General features: G+C 68.7%; 18 protein-coding genes. 6 read left to right on the top strand and 12 right to left on the bottom strand.

All coding sequences use genetic code 11. From position 1 onward, the window contains the following. Nucleotides 1-32: 32 nt before the first annotated feature. Nucleotides 33-623 (bottom strand): TetR/AcrR family transcriptional regulator, encoded by a 591-nt coding sequence (locus tag Pph01_RS24770; protein ID WP_204075538.1) that lies wholly within the window; start codon nucleotides 621-623, stop codon nucleotides 33-35. Between the two features lie 222 nt (nucleotides 624-845). Between Pph01_RS24770 and Pph01_RS24765 the strand changes: the two genes are divergently transcribed. The 4 genes from Pph01_RS24765 (at nucleotide 846) to Pph01_RS24750 (ending at nucleotide 4,079) form a co-directional block, all read left to right on the top strand. After that, complete coding sequence (locus tag Pph01_RS24765) at nucleotides 846-1,310, top strand: winged helix-turn-helix transcriptional regulator (RefSeq protein ID WP_204075537.1); 465 nt, start codon at nucleotides 846-848, stop codon at nucleotides 1,308-1,310. A gap of 70 nt (nucleotides 1,311-1,380) precedes the next feature. After that, nucleotides 1,381-2,166, top strand: coding sequence for an SURF1 family cytochrome oxidase biogenesis protein (locus tag Pph01_RS24760; protein ID WP_204075536.1), 786 nt, complete (start codon nucleotides 1,381-1,383; stop codon nucleotides 2,164-2,166). Nucleotides 2,167-2,207: 41 nt separating this feature from the next. Next, on the top strand, nucleotides 2,208-2,774 hold the full coding sequence (locus Pph01_RS24755) for a putative glycolipid-binding domain-containing protein (protein ID WP_204075535.1): 567 nt from the start codon (nucleotides 2,208-2,210) through the stop codon (nucleotides 2,772-2,774). 105 nt (nucleotides 2,775-2,879) lie between these two features. Then, nucleotides 2,880-4,079: an amidohydrolase family protein gene (locus Pph01_RS24750; protein WP_204075534.1), complete on the top strand. Its 1,200-nt coding sequence runs from the start codon at nucleotides 2,880-2,882 to the stop codon at nucleotides 4,077-4,079. On the opposite strand, the gene Pph01_RS24745 is transcribed toward Pph01_RS24750, so the two are convergent. From Pph01_RS24745 to Pph01_RS24715, 7 genes are all read right to left on the bottom strand, one after another. Beyond that, on the bottom strand, nucleotides 4,076-4,870 hold the full coding sequence (locus Pph01_RS24745; RefSeq protein WP_204075533.1) for an ABC transporter ATP-binding protein: 795 nt from the start codon (nucleotides 4,868-4,870) through the stop codon (nucleotides 4,076-4,078). The genes Pph01_RS24750 and Pph01_RS24745 overlap by 4 nt on opposite strands. Next, the gene (locus Pph01_RS24740) at nucleotides 4,867-5,691 is read right to left on the bottom strand and encodes an ATP-binding cassette domain-containing protein (protein ID WP_204075532.1); all 825 of its coding nucleotides are present in this window, start codon (nucleotides 5,689-5,691) and stop codon (nucleotides 4,867-4,869) included. The genes Pph01_RS24745 and Pph01_RS24740 overlap by 4 nt, the downstream gene beginning before the upstream one ends. Then, nucleotides 5,688-6,566 carry an ABC transporter permease gene (locus tag Pph01_RS24735; RefSeq protein WP_204075531.1) on the bottom strand — a complete coding sequence of 293 codons (879 nt, stop codon included), beginning with the start codon at nucleotides 6,564-6,566 and terminating at the stop codon, nucleotides 5,688-5,690. Before Pph01_RS24735 ends, Pph01_RS24740 begins: the two co-directional genes overlap by 4 nt. Continuing rightward, on the bottom strand, nucleotides 6,563-7,528 hold the full coding sequence (locus tag Pph01_RS24730) for an ABC transporter permease (RefSeq protein WP_204075530.1): 966 nt from the start codon (nucleotides 7,526-7,528) through the stop codon (nucleotides 6,563-6,565). The genes Pph01_RS24735 and Pph01_RS24730 overlap by 4 nt, the downstream gene beginning before the upstream one ends. 76 nt (nucleotides 7,529-7,604) lie before the next feature. Next, nucleotides 7,605-9,131 carry an ABC transporter substrate-binding protein gene (locus Pph01_RS24725; protein WP_204075529.1) on the bottom strand — a complete coding sequence of 509 codons (1,527 nt, stop codon included), beginning with the start codon at nucleotides 9,129-9,131 and terminating at the stop codon, nucleotides 7,605-7,607. Nucleotides 9,132-9,200: 69 nt separating this feature from the next. After that, complete coding sequence (locus Pph01_RS24720; RefSeq protein ID WP_204075528.1) at nucleotides 9,201-9,926, bottom strand: DUF1684 domain-containing protein; 726 nt, start codon at nucleotides 9,924-9,926, stop codon at nucleotides 9,201-9,203. A 290-nt stretch (nucleotides 9,927-10,216) separates the two neighbouring features. Further along, nucleotides 10,217-10,750, bottom strand: coding sequence for a YkvA family protein (locus Pph01_RS24715; protein ID WP_204075527.1), 534 nt, complete (start codon nucleotides 10,748-10,750; stop codon nucleotides 10,217-10,219). Between the two features lie 448 nt (nucleotides 10,751-11,198). Between Pph01_RS24715 and Pph01_RS24710 the strand changes: the two genes are divergently transcribed. After that, nucleotides 11,199-11,948, top strand: coding sequence for a hypothetical protein (locus Pph01_RS24710; protein WP_204075526.1), 750 nt, complete (start codon nucleotides 11,199-11,201; stop codon nucleotides 11,946-11,948). Between the two features lie 18 nt (nucleotides 11,949-11,966). Here Pph01_RS24710 and Pph01_RS24705 read toward each other — a convergent pair whose 3' ends face one another. The 4 genes from Pph01_RS24705 to Pph01_RS24690 form a co-directional block, all read right to left on the bottom strand. Continuing rightward, nucleotides 11,967-12,491, bottom strand: coding sequence for a GNAT family N-acetyltransferase (locus Pph01_RS24705; RefSeq protein WP_204075525.1), 525 nt, complete (start codon nucleotides 12,489-12,491; stop codon nucleotides 11,967-11,969). 190 nt (nucleotides 12,492-12,681) lie between these two features. Beyond that, a complete protein-coding gene (locus Pph01_RS24700; RefSeq protein WP_204075524.1) occupies nucleotides 12,682-13,680 on the bottom strand; it encodes a CE1 family esterase in 999 nt (332 codons plus the stop codon). Nucleotides 13,681-13,741: 61 nt separating this feature from the next. Next, entirely contained in the window at nucleotides 13,742-14,701 is a 960-nt protein-coding gene (locus Pph01_RS24695; RefSeq protein ID WP_239116981.1) for an LLM class F420-dependent oxidoreductase, read from the bottom strand. 63 nt (nucleotides 14,702-14,764) lie between these two features. After that, a complete protein-coding gene (locus Pph01_RS24690; protein ID WP_239116980.1) occupies nucleotides 14,765-15,412 on the bottom strand; it encodes a TetR/AcrR family transcriptional regulator in 648 nt (215 codons plus the stop codon). A 166-nt stretch (nucleotides 15,413-15,578) separates the two neighbouring features. Here Pph01_RS24690 and Pph01_RS24685 point away from each other — a divergent pair, with 166 nt between their 5' ends. After that, complete coding sequence (locus Pph01_RS24685; protein ID WP_204075522.1) at nucleotides 15,579-16,241, top strand: hypothetical protein; 663 nt, start codon at nucleotides 15,579-15,581, stop codon at nucleotides 16,239-16,241. Nucleotides 16,242-16,304: the final 63 nt, after the last annotated feature.

The raw sequence follows: 16,304 nt of genomic DNA, 5'->3' as shown, positions 1-16,304 counted from the left end.
CCACCAGGGGCTACGTCGGGGTGGTCCGGCCCTCACGGCATCCGGAGGCTGTTCCAGGCGGCCTCGCCGAGCCCGCGGATCTCTTCCTCCGTGGGCTGGTGGGCTCCCGCGAACCACAGACGGCACATCTCCTGGGCCGGCCCGAGCCACAGGACGTAGCACATCGTCGGGTGGACCGGCTGGAGGAGCCCCTCCTTCATGTGCGGCCGCCACCAGTCCGCGACCTGGCGGAAGAAGGCCCGCCGCGCGTCGTTGACCTCCGGCCCGCCCGGCTCCTCGCGCCGGGGCGGCCGCTCGCTGATCAGCAGCCGCGCCCGCTCCGGATGCTCGCCGCACCACGACATGTGGAGCGCGACGATGGCCTCGATCCCCCTCCGGGCGTCGTCGTGACGGGTCAGCTCGCCGATGAAGGCCTCCTGGTACGCCTGGAGGATCTCGGCGTACAGCACTCCGAAGACGTGTTCCTTGCTCGCGAAGTGGTGGTAGAAACTCCCCACGCTGACGCCGCTCTCCTCGCGGAGGCTCGCGAGCGTCGTTGCGGACACACCGTCCTGGCTGAACCTGCGCAGCGCACCCTCGATGATCCTGGTGCGGCCGTCCCGGCCGTGCTTTGCGCTCTTCACAGGGTCAATGGTGACCTAACAGAACCTTATTCTGCAAATGTGATGTGGGCTTCGGACTCGACCCGGCGCACGGCCGCTGTCATTGTCGCAGGCATCGGAGCGCGCCGGCATCCCGCCTCTCCCCACTGAACCGCCTTGTGCGCCGTGGTACGCGACAGCCGTCATCTGGGTACTCCAAGTAGACTTAGCTGACGGGAAGGCAGTGGAATTACGATGCGTGACATGCGGCACATTCGAGTGGACAACTGCTCGATCGAGCGGACGCTCGCCGTCATCGGCGAGAAATGGACGCTGCTGGTCCTGCGTGAGGCCTTCAACGGAGTACGGCGGTTCGCCGACCTCCAGGCCCGCACCGGCGCGCCCCGGCAGGTGCTCAGCGCCCGCCTGGCCGGGCTCGTCGCGGACGGCCTGCTGCGCAAGGAGGCCTACCAGGAGCCCGGTCAGCGGCAGCGTGACCAGTACCGGCTCACCCAGAAGGGGCTCGACCTCTACCCGATCATGATCGCGCTGACCCAGTGGGGCGACCGCTACGTCGCCGACCCGGAGGGCCCCGCGGTCGTCGTCACCCACCGCGACTGCGGCGAACCCGTCGAGGTGAAGTTGCAGTGCGCCAAGGGACACGAGGTCGCCGGCGCCCGCGAGGCCACCGCCCGGCCGGGCCCGGGGCTCCGGCTCCGCTCCGCCTAGGACGGTCCCATCCGGCGGACCGGCCCGGGCTGAGGGCGGGACCGCACGGCGGGCTGCCTACGCTGGTCACGTGTACCGGTTCCTCCTCACGCCGCGCTGGCTCGGGCTGCACGTGCTCGTGCTCGTGCTCATCCCCGCCTTCGTCTTCCTCGGCCGATGGCAGTACGGACGATTCGAGGAGAAATCAGCCGCCGGCGACCTGATCACCGCCAACCTGAACAGCGCTCCCGTGCCCCTGACGACCTTGGACCGCGTGGGCGGAACCGTGCCCAACACGGTGAAGTACCGCTCGGTCACCGTCGGCGGGCAGTACGACACCGCCCATGAGCTCGTGGTGAGACGGCGCACCCAGAACAGCGTCCTGGGCTTCTACGTGATCACACCTCTCGTGACCCCCCAGGGGACCGTCCTGGTCAACCGCGGCTGGGTCAAGGCGGGAGCGACCGCCGACGCGCCTCCGGTGGTGCCCCCGCCTCCGACCGGCGACGTCACGGTCACGGGCCGGCTCAGGCCCACCGAGACCGAGGACTCCAGCGGCATCAGGAACCGCCCCGGCCTGCCTCCCGGCCAGATCCTGCTCATCAACACGGCCGACATCGGCAAGACCCTGCCTCATCCGCTGTACGGGGGCTTCATCGAGCTGACCGGGCAACAGCCGCAGGCGGCGACGGCGCCCGACCCCGTCCCCCGGCCCGACGTGAGCGAGGGCGGCGGGCTCAACCTCGCCTACGCCGTCCAGTGGTGGTTGTTCATCGGCGTGGCGGTGGGCGGATGGGCCCTGCTGATGCGCCGCGAAGCGCACGACCTGCGCACAGCCGAGGACGATCCCGCACGCGAGGACGCCCCGACTCCGTAGGGTTGGACGTAGAAGCACTCTCCCCGAGCTTCGGAGGCTTGATGCGCTCCCTCGTCTGGACGAAAGACGCAGGCGCCGAGTACGCGGAAGTCGACTTCACCGAAGGACTGGCGGCGACGGGCACGGCGGTCGGCGCCGACCCCGTCCCCTATCGCGTGGAGTACTCCCTGCGCACCACCCCCGGCTTCGTCACCGAGTCCCTCGTCGTGCGCACGTCGGGAGCGGGCTGGTGGCGGTCGCTGGACCTGCGGCGGGACGACGCCGGCAAGTGGACCTGCCCCACGGAGGGGGCGGGCGATCTCGACGGGCCGCCTCCGGGCTGCGCCGACGACCTTGACGGGGCCCTTGACTGCGATCTCGGGCTGTCGCCTCTCACCAACTCGATGCCGGTACTCCGGCACGGCCTCCTGAACGGGGGCGGCCGGGTCGCTCTGATCATGGCCTGGGTGCGTGTGCCGCATCTTCAGGTGATCCGTCATCCCCAGTGGTACACCCACCTCGACCAGGGATCGGTCCGCTACGAGAGCGCCGGTTTCGCCGCCGACCTGTCCTACGACGCCGACGGCCTCGTGATCGACTACCCCGGACTGGCCCGTGCCGTACGGTGAAAGCCCAGGCCTGGGCATGAAGACGCCTCCGGGTGAACGAACGGATACCAACCGGAGACCTTGCAGCTTGTTCGGTGTTATCCCATGGCCTTACGGTTTACTACTGTGACTACGCCGCATACCGACACCGACCCGGAGCCGAGGCGGCGGAACTACGTGATCATATCGGCCGATGATCATCTGATCGAGCCCGCCGATCTCTTCGAGGACCGGCTGCCCGACAAGTACAAGGACCTCGCGCCCAAGGTCGTCGAGACCGAGGCCGGCCACCAGGTGTGGCGGTACGGCGGGGCGACCTACCCGTGCGCGGGGCTCGACGTGGGCGCCGGCCTGCCCAAGGAGCAGTGGACGCTCGATCCCGTCCGCTTCGAGGACATGCGGCCGGGCTGCTACGACATCGAGGCGCGCATCGCCGACATGGACCGCGCCGGGATCTGGGCGGCCCTGTCCTTCCCCGGGATGCTGGCGACCCAGGCGGGCATGCCGTTCGCCAGGACCCGCGACCAGGACCTCGGCCTGGCCCTCGTCAAGGCCTGGAACGACTGGCACGTGGACGTGTGGGCCGGGACCTACCCCGAACGCATGATCGCGCTCCAGCTCCCCTGGCTGCCGGACCCGGAGATCGCGGCCAAGGAGATCAAGGCCAACGCCGCCCGCGGGTTCAAGGCCGTGGTGTTCCCCGAGTTCCCCACCCGGCTGAGGCTCCCGTCGATCCACAGCGGCCACTGGGACCCGTTCTTCGCCGCCTGTGAGGAGACCGGGACGGTCGTCTGCCTCCACACGGGCGGATCGTCGTGGGCGCCGGTCCCCTCGCCGGACACCCCGATCGAGGCGATCACGACGCTGATCCCGGCGAGCGCGATGTTCGCCTGCGCCGACTGGCTGTGGTCCGGCGTGCCGCTGCGCTTCCCCGGCCTGCGCATCCTGATCGCGGAGGGCGGCGTCGGCTGGCTGCCGATGTTGTCCGAGCGGGCCGACTACGCACTCGACCACCCCGTCGCGGCCGAGACGACCTGGGAGGGCGGTCTCAAGCCCAGCGAGGTGCTCCGGCGCAACTTCTTCTTCGGGACCCTCGACGACAACGCGCTCGGCGGCGTACGGCTCGCGGTCGGCATGGAGCACGTCCTGCTGGAGAGCGGGTACCCCCGCGCCGAGTCCACCTGGCCCGACACCCAGAAGACGGTCGCACACAACCTCGGCATGCTGCCGCCCGCCGACGTCGCCAGGGTGGCGTACGGCAACGCCGCACGCCTGTTCGGGCACCCTCTGCCGTCCCGGGCCTGGCTCCGGATGGAGGAGCTCTAGGCGGGCCTGGCAGGCAGCCGGGGCACGCTCCGGACCAGCCGCCGCGTGTAGGCGTGGCGGGGCGAGCCGAGCACGGCGGCGGTGTCGCCCTGCTCCACGACGCGGCCCCGCTCCAGCACGGCCACCTGCGGGCACAACGCCGCCACCACGGCGAGGTCGTGCGACACCATCACGACCGTCAGACCGCGTGTCTCCCGCAACTCGGCCAGCAGGTCGACGATGCGGACACGGGTCGACACGTCCAGCGCGCTCACCGGCTCGTCCGCCAGCAGGACACGCGGCTCGCTCACGATGGCGCGGGCGATGGCGACACGCTGCCGCTGCCCCCCGGAGAACTCGTGGGGATATCGGCCCGCGGCGTCCTCGGGCAGCCCGACCGCGTGGAGTGCGGCGGCGACGCGCTCGCCGGCGGCCGCCCTCCTTTCGGGGCGCGGCAGATCCCTCAGCAGGCCGAGCGAGCGGAGCGGTTCCGAGACGATCCTCGCGACGCTCTGGCGCGGATCGAGCGAGGAGTAGGGATCTTGGAAGACCGTCTGCACGTCGCGCCGGAAGCTCCGCATACGCCGCCGGTCGCCGGGGGCGAGCGTGTCGCCGTCGAAGAGGATCCGCCCGGTCGTGGGCGTCGCCAACCCGAGCAGCAGGCGCAGCAACGTGGTCTTGCCCGCGCCCGACTCGCCCACCAGGGCCACGCCTCTGCCCTGCGTGATCTCGATCGACACGTCCGTGAGCACGGCCGGCGCGCGCCGGTAGGCGAAACCCACCTCGCGCGCCTCGATGATCGGCCGGCTCATGACCGCTCTCCCTCGCCCAGCCGGTCCAGCGCGGCGTCGAGCTCGCGGGCGCTGCCCACGAGCTCCCGGGCGTAGGGGTGCCGCGGCGCGTTCACGACGTCGAGGACGGCGCCCGACTCCACCGCTTTGCCGTCCTTGAGGATGAGGACGTGGTCGGTGATCCCCGAGACGACCGCCAGGTCGTGGCCGATGAACAGCAGTGCCATCGAATGGGCGGAGACCAGGCCGTCGAGCAGCGCGAGGATCTCTGCCTGCACCGTCACGTCGAGCGCCGTCGTCGGCTCGTCGGCGATCAGCAGAGCCGGGCGGCAGGCGAGCGCCATGGCGATCGCCACCCGCTGGCGCTGCCCACCGGAGATCTCGTGCGGGTACGCCCTCGCGATCCTGTCCGGCTCGGCCAGCCGGACCTCCTCGAGCGCGGCCGTCACGGCCGTCTTCAGGGCCCGCCCGCGCAGCCCCTGGGCACGTCTGAGCGGCTCGGCGACCTGGTGGCCGATCCTCATCAGCGGGTCGAGGGCCGTGAGCGGCTCCTGGAAGACCACACTCGTGGTCCGTCCGCGCAGGCGGTTCAGCAGCCGTTCCCCGGCTCCGACGATCTCCGTCCGCCCCCTGCCGGGGACGTCGAGCGTGACGCTGCCCGACGCGGTCATGCCCGGCGGGAGCAGACCCATGATCGCCAGGGCCGTCAGCGACTTGCCCGAGCCCGACTCTCCGATCAGCCCGAACCGGGTGCCCGCGTCCACCGTGAAGGACAGGTCCGAGATCAGGTCGCGCCCGTCCGCCGAGCGCACGCCCAGCCCGGCGACCTCCAGCAGGCTCATCGGCGCCTCCTACGGGTGGGGTCGGCCACGTCGCGGAAACCGTCCGCGACGAGGTTCACCCCGATGACGAGCACGACGATGAGGACGCCGGGGGCGATCACGCCGACAGGGGCGATGAAGACGCTCGCCTGCGCCTCCTGCAACATGCGGCCCCAGGACGCGTTGGGAGGCGGGGCGCCGAGCCCCAGATAGGACAGGCTCGCCTCCGCCAGTACGGCCAGGCCGAACTGGAGGGCGAGGTTGACCGACACCGTGGGCCAGATGTTCGGCACCACGTGCTCGAGGACCACGCGCGGCCACGAGGTCCCCGACGTGCGCGCCGCCGTGATGAAGTCGTGGGCGAGCACACGCTTGACGAGCACCCGCGTGAGCCGGGCGACGATCGCCGACATGGCCAGCCCGATCGCGACGATCGCCGAGGTGAGGGACGCCGCCTGCGTCGCGGCCACGAGCATCGCCAGCAGCAGCGTGGGAAACGCGATGAGGATGTCCAGGAGCGCCGAGACGACGTCGTCCAGCCACCGGGTGGCGAACCCGGCCGCCAGGCCGGCGACGATCCCGATCGCGCCGCCGAGCACGACCGATCCCGCCCCCGCCGCGAGGGCAATCCGCGCGCCGATCATCAGCTGGGTCAGCAGGTCGCGCCCGAGCTTGTCGGTGCCGAGCAGGTGCGGCGCTCCCGGAGGCATGAGCCGCCCGCCCGAGGTGTCCTCGGGGGCGAACGGCAGCCAGAACAGCGAGACGACCGCCACGAGCACGATCACGCCGACGAGCACGCAGCCGATCGTGAGCGTCACTGATCGGGACACGTGGCGGGTCGCGGCCTTCGGCCCTTCTCCGTCCGGGGCGCCGACGAGGGCCTGCTCGACACTCATCGGACGTCCCTGGCGAGCGAGTGGCGCAGCCTCGGGTCGATGAGGCGCTGAACGAGGTCGGCGGCGAATCCGATGACCAGCACCACGAGCGTGCTGACGAACAGGATGCCCTGGATGACCGGGTAGTCGTGCTGGGCCAGCCCCTTCACCAGCATGCCGCCGAGGCCGGGCAGGGCGAAGACGCTCTCCACGACCACGGCGCCCAGGAAGGTGCTGGCGAGCTCGATGCCCAGGATCGAGATGACGGGCACGACCGCGTTGCGCAGGCCGTGCCGCCACATCGCCCGGGCGAAGGAGGAGCCGAGCGCCCGGGAGGTCCGCAGATAGTCGCTGCCGAGCACGTCCAGCGTGGCCGAGCGCACATAACGGATCAGCGAGGCCGACATGACCAGGGCGATCGTGACGACGGGCAACGTCAGCGAGGTGAGCGCCTTCGCCGGGTCGGCCCAGTCGTCCTGCGGGAACCCCCCGGCCGGCAACACCCGGAGGGAGAGCGAGAACACGGTGACCAACAACATGCCGACCCAGAAGACCGGCACGGCGATCCCCAGTTGGGAAACCCCGCTGAGGACCGAGCCGTACCACGTGTTCGCCTTGTGCGCGGCGACGAACCCGACCGGCACCGCCACGACGACGGCGAGCACGAAGGACAGCAGGGTGAGCGGGACCGTGACGACGAGCCGAGCGGCGATCTCCGGGCCGACCGGGAGCGTGCTCACGAACGACTCGCCCAGGTCGAAGGTGGCGAGCCGGCCCAGCCAGGAGACGAACTGCTCCGGCAGCGGGCGATCGGTGCCGATCTGGTGGCGCGCGGCCTCGATCTGCTCGGGGGTGGCGCCCACGGACAGCAGCGAGTTCGCCGGGTCACCCGGAAGAAGCCGGAGCAGGAGGAACAACACCACCGCGGCCAGCAGCAACGAGACGACGAGGAACGCCGTCCGGCGCAGCAGGTAGGCGGTCATGGAGGTCCGATCGTGGTGCGGGCGGTGAACGGCCCGCCCCGGCCTGCCGTACGGGACGGAGGCCGGGGCGGGATCATCAGGCGCTCTTCTTGATGCCGTAGGCGTAGAACTGCGAGTTGAGCCCGTTGAGCGGGTAACCCGACAGCGACGAGGACGCCACGACGATCTGGGGATAGAGGTAGAGCCAGTCGCTGGCCGCGTCGGCGGCGATCTGCTCGTTGACCTTCTTGAGCAGGGCCGTCTGCTGGTCGGCGGTGTCCGACTCCTCCGCCTGCTTCACCCACGCGGTCACCTGGGGGTTGTCGTATCCCCAGTAGAAGTCGGGGTCCCCGTACCAGACGACGTCACGGTCGTTGACGTGCTCCTGCATCGTGGCGGCGAAGTCGCGGTTCTTGTAGACCTTCGTGTACCACTGGTCGGCGGTGATGATGTTGATCTTCACGGTGATCCCGACCTTGGCCAGCTCCGACTTGATGAACGTCGCCGCCGTGGGGTGCGGGTCGTAGTTGGGGGTGTCCAGGGTGAACTCGAACCCGTTGGGGTAGCCCGCGTCGGTCAGTTCCTTCTTGGCCAGGGTCAGGTCGTACGGATTGACCTTCGTCAGGTCCTCGTACCACGGGTCGGTCGGCGGGACCATGGAGCCGATCAGCGTGCCGTAGTCGCCCCAGATGGAGTTGAGCAGCTTCTTGTCGTCGATCGCCGAGGTGATCGCCTTGCGGACGAGCGGCTTGTCGAACGGCGCCTTCCTGTCGTTGAAGGCGAGCAGCAGCTTGGTCGTCGAGTGGCCGTTGTTGACCTTGTAGTTCGAGTTGCCGTTGAACTGGGCGAGCGCGTCGGGGCTCTGCTCGCTGGTCACGACGTCCACCGCGTCGGTGAGCAGGGCGTTGTTGAGCGCGGTCGCGTCGGTGAAGTAGTGGAACACGACCTGCTTGTTGGTCGGCGCCGTGCCCCAGTAGCCCGCGAAGCGGTCCAGGCTCAGCGTGGAGCCGCGCTTCCACGTGCCCAGCTTGTACGGCCCGGTGCCGTCCTCCGAGGTCGTGAGGCCCTTCGCCTGGCCGTTGACGATCCAGACGTAGCTGAGGTTGTAGACGAACGAGATCGACTTGCTCGCCAGCGTGACCGTGACCGTGTGGTCGTCCGGGGTCTCGATCTTCTTGATCCCGGCGAAGCTGCTCTTGCGGGCGGACTGGGAGTCGGGCGCGACGACCTTCTCGATGCTGTACTTCACGTCGGCCGACGTCAGCGCCTTGCCGGAGTGGAACGTCACGCCGTCGCGCAGGGTGAAGGTGTAGGTCAGGCCGTCCGAGCTGACCTTGTAGTCCTTCGCGAGGAGGTCGTCGACCTTGCCGTCGTCGGTGAGCCGGAACAGGCCTTCGTAGACGTTGCCGTTGAACGCCTCGGTGACGCCCTGCCCTCCGCCCTCGGTGTTGTCGAGGTTCTGCGGCTCGTAGAGGGAGCCGATCTGAATCGTCGCGTCCTTGTCGTACGCGCCAGCGGGCGCGGCGCTGCCGCCGGAGGCCGTGCCACCTGTGCCGCCGCAGGCGGTGAGGGCGAGGGCGAGGGCCGCGGCGGCGCCGAAGAGCGACGTCGTCTTCCTGATCACTGTTTCTCCTGGTGGCGGCTCATGCGGCCGCCTGCCGTGTGTCGTGCGGGAATGCCTGGGCGGTCTGGCTCAGTGGGGGAGGAAACCGCCTGTGAAGACCGGGAGCTTCTCGCCGGCCTCGACGGGAACGTCGAAGCGGTTCTGCGCCGGGGGAAGGGGACAGTTGTAATGGACCGAGAAGCCGCAGGGTGGCACGTAAGCCCGGTTGAAGTCGAGGACCACCGTGCGGGCACCCGGGTCTCGAGGCACCTGGAGGAAGCGGCCGCCTCCGTAGGTGACCGATCCGTTGGTCGGGTCGCCGAAGACCAGCAGCAACGTCCCGTCGTCGTCGAAGGCGCTCAGGTTGCGGGCGACGCCGTTCAGCGTGAAGGTGATGTCGCCGGGGACGACCAGGTCACGCGTGCCGCCGTCGTCGCGGATGTGCTCGAAGGGCACCGCGCGAGCCTCGGAGACCGGCGTGAAGGTGGCCTCGACCACCCATTCGGGCGCGAACGGGAAGGCCTCGATCGTGTCGAAGTGGCGGATCGCCGGGGAGTCCGCGTCCCAGAGGCGGATGCCCCGCTCGGGTTCGCCGGTGCCGATGTGCCTGCGCTCCAGTCGCGTGGCCGTCACGCCGGCCGGGCGCCCGTCGAGCGCCTCCTCAAGGGAGACGTCCGTGCCGGGCGGCAGCCAGCGGGTCTCGACCAGAGCCAGATTGCCCGTAGGCGAGGTCACCGCGGCGAGCCGGGAGGCCCGCCAGGTCTCCCAGCCTGCACGCGCGGAGTCGATGATGGATGCCGAGGCGAGTGCGGGCATGACGGAAACGGCTCACTTCGATCGGGGGCGGACATCTCTCGCCTCTATGCCTCGAATGCACCGATGACGAGGTTTACAACCATACCCGACCCATAAAGTGGGTTTTTATTCGCCCCCTCGGTGGCGTTCGTCCCGTGATCCCCTCGGTTGCTGAAGTCCCTGGACAAGCGGCCCCTGGGCAAGCGGCTGCTCGACCAGGGAACCCCTCGGCTCGCGGCCTCCTCGGCTCACGGGCTCCTCAACTTGCGGGCTCCTCCGCTCGCGAACTCCTCAGCTTGCGGACTCCTCGGCTAGCGGGCTCCTCGGCGGCCTTTCCCCCTGGGCACGCCGCGACCCTGCACACCACCACCGGGGACACCCGGGTCGGCACCGCCGTACACCGTGCCACCGTTCACCGCGCCCCCATGGGCCGCGTTCCCGTGGGCCGCGTTCCCGTGGGCCGCGTTCCCGTGGGCCGCGTTCCCGTGGGCCGCGTTCCCCCTGGGCGTGGCACCGCTTCGGGGCATGCCCGCCCTCTCCCACTGGACGTACTCGCCGCTCGCCCCGAGCAGTGAGGTCACCAGCCACAGGAAGACGCCGAAGTCGTCGACGATGCCGATGCCGATGAAAAATTCGGGGATCGCATCGATCGGAGAGACGATGTAGAGGACGGCCATGCCGAGCATGCCCAGCCGGCCCCGGGAGAGCCCGGGGAAATCGCCCCTCATCGATCCGCGGATCATCCGCGGCAGGGCCCTGAGCCGCGTCAGCAGGCCGGGCGAACCGGGCTGGGACACCTCCTGGTAAGCCCGCCACGTCGCCGCCGCACGTCCCGCCTTCGCCATGCCGCCACCTCCACGAGATGAACTGCCCCCTTTGCCACCCCTTTAACGTTCGCGGCTCTCGTCGCGGTTCCGGATTGGCGCCTGACACTCGCTCCGTGGCGAACGTGCGCCCCGATGCAGGTGTGACAGGGACGGAGGAGCCGACCGGCAAAGCAGCGGCGCCATGTGGGGCTGCGGTTGCGGGTGGGGAATTTCATCTACCCACGATTCCACCATGTGGGCTCGAGCGGCCGTCCGGCGAAAACCGTGCGCGTTCCCCTGACGATCATTGGATGCCGCATGACATGACCCGTTTTGAGATGCGCTTCTTGATTTAGCGACGTCTGCCGCCTCGGGGCGATGTCGATATTGACGACATGTGTCGCATGTGTTTATTTGATGACTAGATTCCCTCAAACCGCGCTACAGCGTCGTCACTCCATCCTGACCAGCGCGAAAGGTACCAAGGGTGACTAAGACCTCTCCGTCGCCTCAAGCCGGGGATGACGATTTCGGCACTCAGAGAACCGTCCGCCGTTCGAGATTGTTCTTCGTCTTTCCGGTGATCGCCATCGCGACGTTCGCCCTCAATCTGATATGGGAGGTCGCTCGAAGGAACATGGACCAGAGGTTGCTCATGTCCTGGCCGTTCAAATTCAGCATCGTCGACACGTCGACCACCGCGAACATACTTGCGCTGGCGACCGGACTTCTCATTGCGCGTCTTCAGTACGCCCGGGTCCTACGCCCGGTCATCGGATTCGCCATCGACGACGCCGACGCCCTGTTCAAGCCCGACAGCGATCGATGGCGATTCTGGTTGTACAACGCAGGTTCCGGTACGGCCGTGGTCGAGAGGTTCGAGTATTACGTCAGATTCAGAGGCGACTCTGATGCCGGGCAACTCGATAGGGATCACTCGGGCAACTGGGTACCCCTGGCCGTGATCAACGATCAACTGCGTTCGCGTGGGCTGAAGGACGGTGAAGACTACTTTCTTCGATGGAGCACGAAAGGTGCCCCCGTCCCGTCTGCCTCGGGCTACGTCGCCTGGTTCACCATAAGGGGCCTGGCGGAGTTGGAGAGGTTCGATGTGAGAATTCAGGTCGTGGACGGGCTGGGAGACATACACGAACGCACGTTCCCCTTCATGCATCGCCTCCCCAGCGTCACGGAAGACGCGATAAAGGCGTACCGTTCCCGGGATTCCCTGGCATAGCCACTCCGGGCATCCGGCCTATTTTTCGTTGAAGTTCTCCCGCAGTATCGAATAGAGCCACTGGTCGTGCCAGCCCCCCATTCGCCACTGCGCCTTGCGTATGACACCTTCTCGCTGGAAGCCGGCCTTTTCCAGTGCGCGCTGCTCGGCACGGTTGCCGGCGTCGGTGAACGCCTGAATGCGCTCGGCCCGAGTATGGGAGAACAGATAGTCGACCAACTGGATCTGCGTCTCCGTTCCGATGCCGTGTCCCCGGAACGCAGCGAAGATCGTAATGCCGATGGACCAGCTCCAAGAAGTGGTCTCAGGTCCCCAATAGTGTTTCAGCCAGGTCACCCAGCCTGCCACCGAGCCCTCGGATTCGACCGTGAGTCCGCCTATGTCAGGCCCCAGGAATCCCTCTTCGGCTATCTTCTTCCGCATTCCGTTGAACGAGCGGTATCCGAACCATTGATACCCTCCCGCCCCTTCGGGGGTTGAGATCTCGGCTTCGAAGAGCGACACGTCCTCGTCACGGACCGGTCTTAGCGTAACCTTTGCCATTTAACCCATTCCCGGAGAAACGAGAACTCTCAATCGGTCGCACATCAGAAGCCGGAAAGCTCGGGCAATCCAATGGAATAATTTCACTCATATTCCATTGCACATTAGCGTGGCATCGATTGTAACAGAGCGAGAAAGAGATGTTGCTCATTTGAAGGTGTCCACGAGGATATACGCCTCTTTGAGGGTGCTAGCGCTTCGCGGGGTGGCGGGTGAAGGCCTGCAGGATGAGCCCGGTCGCGTCGAGCCGGGCGGTCTTTCCGAGACGGGCAAGCGGGATTCCCCCCGGCCACGTGTGGCCGCCGCCCTCGACAACGTACGCCTCGACGGTCGCGCCACCGGCGCAGCGGAACGTCCGCAGAGCGACGTCCCCGGCGGGCTCGCTCCGCGTTCCCGGGCCGCAGCCCATCGACTCGGCCCAGCGGTCGACGGTCGTCTCGAATGAGGGCAGGCGAGCCTCGCGCAACCACGCGGGCACCTCGACCTGGCCGATCCGGCTGGGCAGGCCCACCCGCCCCCCTTCGAACGGCACGACCCGGTCGGCCGTCCCGTGGAAGGTGATGATCGTCGTGGGGGTGGGACGGGCACAGGGTTTCGCGATCGTGATGCCGCTGACGGGCGCGACCGCCGCGAGTCGCCCGTGGAGGCCGCAGACGAGCGCGGCGGCCATGCCCGCGCCGTTCGACATGCCGGCGGCGAACTCGCGGGTACGGTCGACGCACAGCGTCGCCTCGAGGTGGTCGAGCAGCGCGGCGGCCGCCTTCACCTCGACGTCCTGGTCACCTGGCCGGGCCCCGCCGAAGCCCGGGATGATCCAGCCGGCCAGGCCGGATGCCGTCTCCGGGGTCACGACGACGTAGCCCAGGTTCGGGCCGGCGATCGACAGGCGGGTGTACGCGTTCTCCTGCGCGGCGTTGGAGCCCAGCCCGTGGAAGTCGAGGACGACGGGCGCCGGCGTCGTGTTGGTGAAGCCCGCCGGCATGCTCAGCAGATAGTCGAGCCGCCTCCCGTCCACCGTCACCTGGATCCTGCCGCCCGTCGGCGCCGACTGTCCACAGCCTGTGGACGGCAGGCCCGCGACGGATCGCGTCGGCTGCGCCTGTGACGGCTCAGGCCGTTCGGGAGCGGGGGACGAGCACGCGGTCGCCACGACGCCGATCGCCACGAGGATGGCCGAGATCCTCCGCATCCCTGCCTCCCTGTCTCGTCGGCGTCCCCAGATGGGCGTTCGGGCCTCCTGCGGGAGACCGTCAGTCCAGCGTGGGCGCCAGCTCCCGTACCACCTGGTCGAGCGGGACGTCTCCGCCGGACAGCGGCGCGAGGACGGGGGTGTCCAGGCCGCCCGCCACATACTCCCTGATGCGGGCCCGGCATGTGGCCGCGTCGCCGTACACGATCAGGTCGTCGACGACCTCGTCGGGGATCGCCTTGACCGCGGCCCGCCGATCGCCGGCCGCCCACGCCTCGTGCATCGGCCGCAGCACCTCGCCTCTGCCGAGCCAGTCGTGGAAGGCGGCGTACACCGGGACCGTGAGGTAGCCCGCCAGCATGCGCCGTGCGACCTCCCGCGCCCTGGCGCCGTCCTGGGTGACCATCACGAACAGGCGCGCGATCAGCTCGGTCCCCTCTCCGAGCTCGGCCCTGACCTTCCGTACGTCCTGGGGCGAGAGCCAGTTGGTGATCGCGCCGTCCGCCTCCCGGGCGGCCAGGCGCAACATGCCGGGGCGCAACGCGGCCAGCACGATCTTCGGCGAGACCGCCGGCGCCCGCTCCAGCCGGAATCCCTTCACCGCGAAGGTCTCATAGCGTTCGGTGACCTTCTCCCCCGCCAGCGCGGCGCGCAGGAAACGCAACGTGTCACGGGTCCGGGCGTACGGCTTGACGAACTCGCCGGCGTTCCAGTGCTCCACGATCGCGGGGGACGACGCTCCGATTCCGAGGACGAACCGCCCGGGCGCCAGGTCGGCGATCGTCGCGGCGGACATGGCGAGCAGGCCCGGCCCTCGAGTCGACACCGGCACGATGGCGCTGCCCAGGCGGAGAGCCGGCGCCCATTCCGCGGCCAGCGCCAGCGGGACGAACCCGTCGGTGCCGTTCACCTCGGCCGACCACGCGTCGGTGTAACCCAGCTCGGGCAGCTGCGCGATGAGGGACCTGGACTCGATCAGCGTCTCGTCGAAGAAAGGAATCGTGATGCCCCAGCGGTCCACGGCCACCTCTTTTACCGAGTCGTTTTCACCCGACCTTACCAACCGGCCGGTATGCCGGGAGGATCATGCGCGCAGCTCGCGGACCACGTCGATGAAATCCTTGGTCACTCCCCTGATGCCGGGCAGGTACGACAGGGCGACGAGCCGGTCGACCAGGGAGACCGTACGGTCGATCAGGCGGTAGGTGCGCTCACACCCGGGCGAGGTGTCGTGGACCCAGAAGAGCACGACGCCCATCGACAACAACCAGAGCAGCTCGGGCAACTCCTCGCGCAGAGCCGGATCGATGCGGCTGTCCGAGCCGTCGACCACCTGACGGTAGATGCCGATCGCCGACTCCCGCGCCGGGGCCGACTCCGGGCTGAAGGGGCTCAGGGGATTGCTGGGCTCGGCCGCGTGCTTGAAGAACTTCACGGCGAACTCGTGGTAGGGCTCCGAGATCCGCACCCATTCCCGGAGCACCCCGCCCAGTCGTCCGGCGAACGACCTCTCCACGGCGAGCACCTCGCAGCAGGCCGCCTCGTGCTCGGCCTGGGCCCGGTCGTAGTAGGCCTGGATGAGCTGTTCCTTGGACGCGAAGTAGTAGTAGGCGTTTCCTACCGATATGCCGGCTTCTGTGGCGATCGCACGCATGGTGGTCGCCTCGAAACCGCGCTCCTTGAACAGCCGGAGGGCCGTATCGACGATCAGCTGGCGTGTCTTCTCGGCCACTTCGTCACTGTACGGCTTTCACCCGTGTCCGGTCATCGACCATCCACATGATCGACGGCTGCCGGCAAATTCCCCGCCTGGGCAGGAATGATCGGGTGCGGAGTGTGGCATCGATCATCATGGCGAGCTCCCCCGCCACGATGAGCACACCGTCACCGGGGAGCACATGGGCATACATCCGTCATGGTCGGTCCTGGCCGGCGCGGCCTGCGTCTTCGCGCTACTCCTGCTCGCGCAGCCGAGCCTCGCGAGCACTCCGGCACCCGCCCCCGTCGTCCTCGCGGCTGCCGCCCCTCAGGCGACGGCCGAGGCGCCGCAGCCTCCGTCTCTGCCCCGCGGGGTCGATCCACCGAGCGAGTCCCTGGTGGGCACGTTCACCGCGACGATCCAGACCTGGGACGCCTCCGCCACGGCCGTGCGGATGGACCAGGCCGAGGCCATGCACGACCTCCTGGCCGCCGGCCTCGGCTGGAAGTCGAGCGGGCACTGCGTGGACGCCGATCGGCGCACCTGCACATCGCTGGAGGACATCAGGTACGGCACGCTCATGCAGGCGATCGACCTGAAATACGCAAGCGGGTGCCCGATCACCGTGACCGGGGGGACGGAGAAGGGCCACGCGGGAGGCCGCTTCAGCCACGGGCACGGCTTCAAGGTTGACATCGCGCACAACGCGTGCGTCGACTCCTACATCACCAGGACGTACCGGTTCTGGAAGGTCAGAGGCGACGGAGCCGATCTCTTCCGTCCGCCCCCGATGCCCGGATCACGCCCGGCCCTCGACGTCTACGCCGACGAACCCACCCACTGGGACATCCTCTTCCGCTGACCAATCCAGCGTGATCACACACAAGGGGTGTGCTGGTCACACCCCTTGTGCGCGAATCTTTGC

It is taken from the genome of Planotetraspora phitsanulokensis (assembly GCF_016863295.1).
In the GTDB taxonomy this organism is placed as follows: Bacteria; Actinomycetota; Actinomycetes; order Streptosporangiales; family Streptosporangiaceae; genus Planotetraspora; species Planotetraspora phitsanulokensis.
Note: the sequence above shows the minus strand (reverse complement) of the source record. Positions and strands in the feature narration are given on the sequence as shown.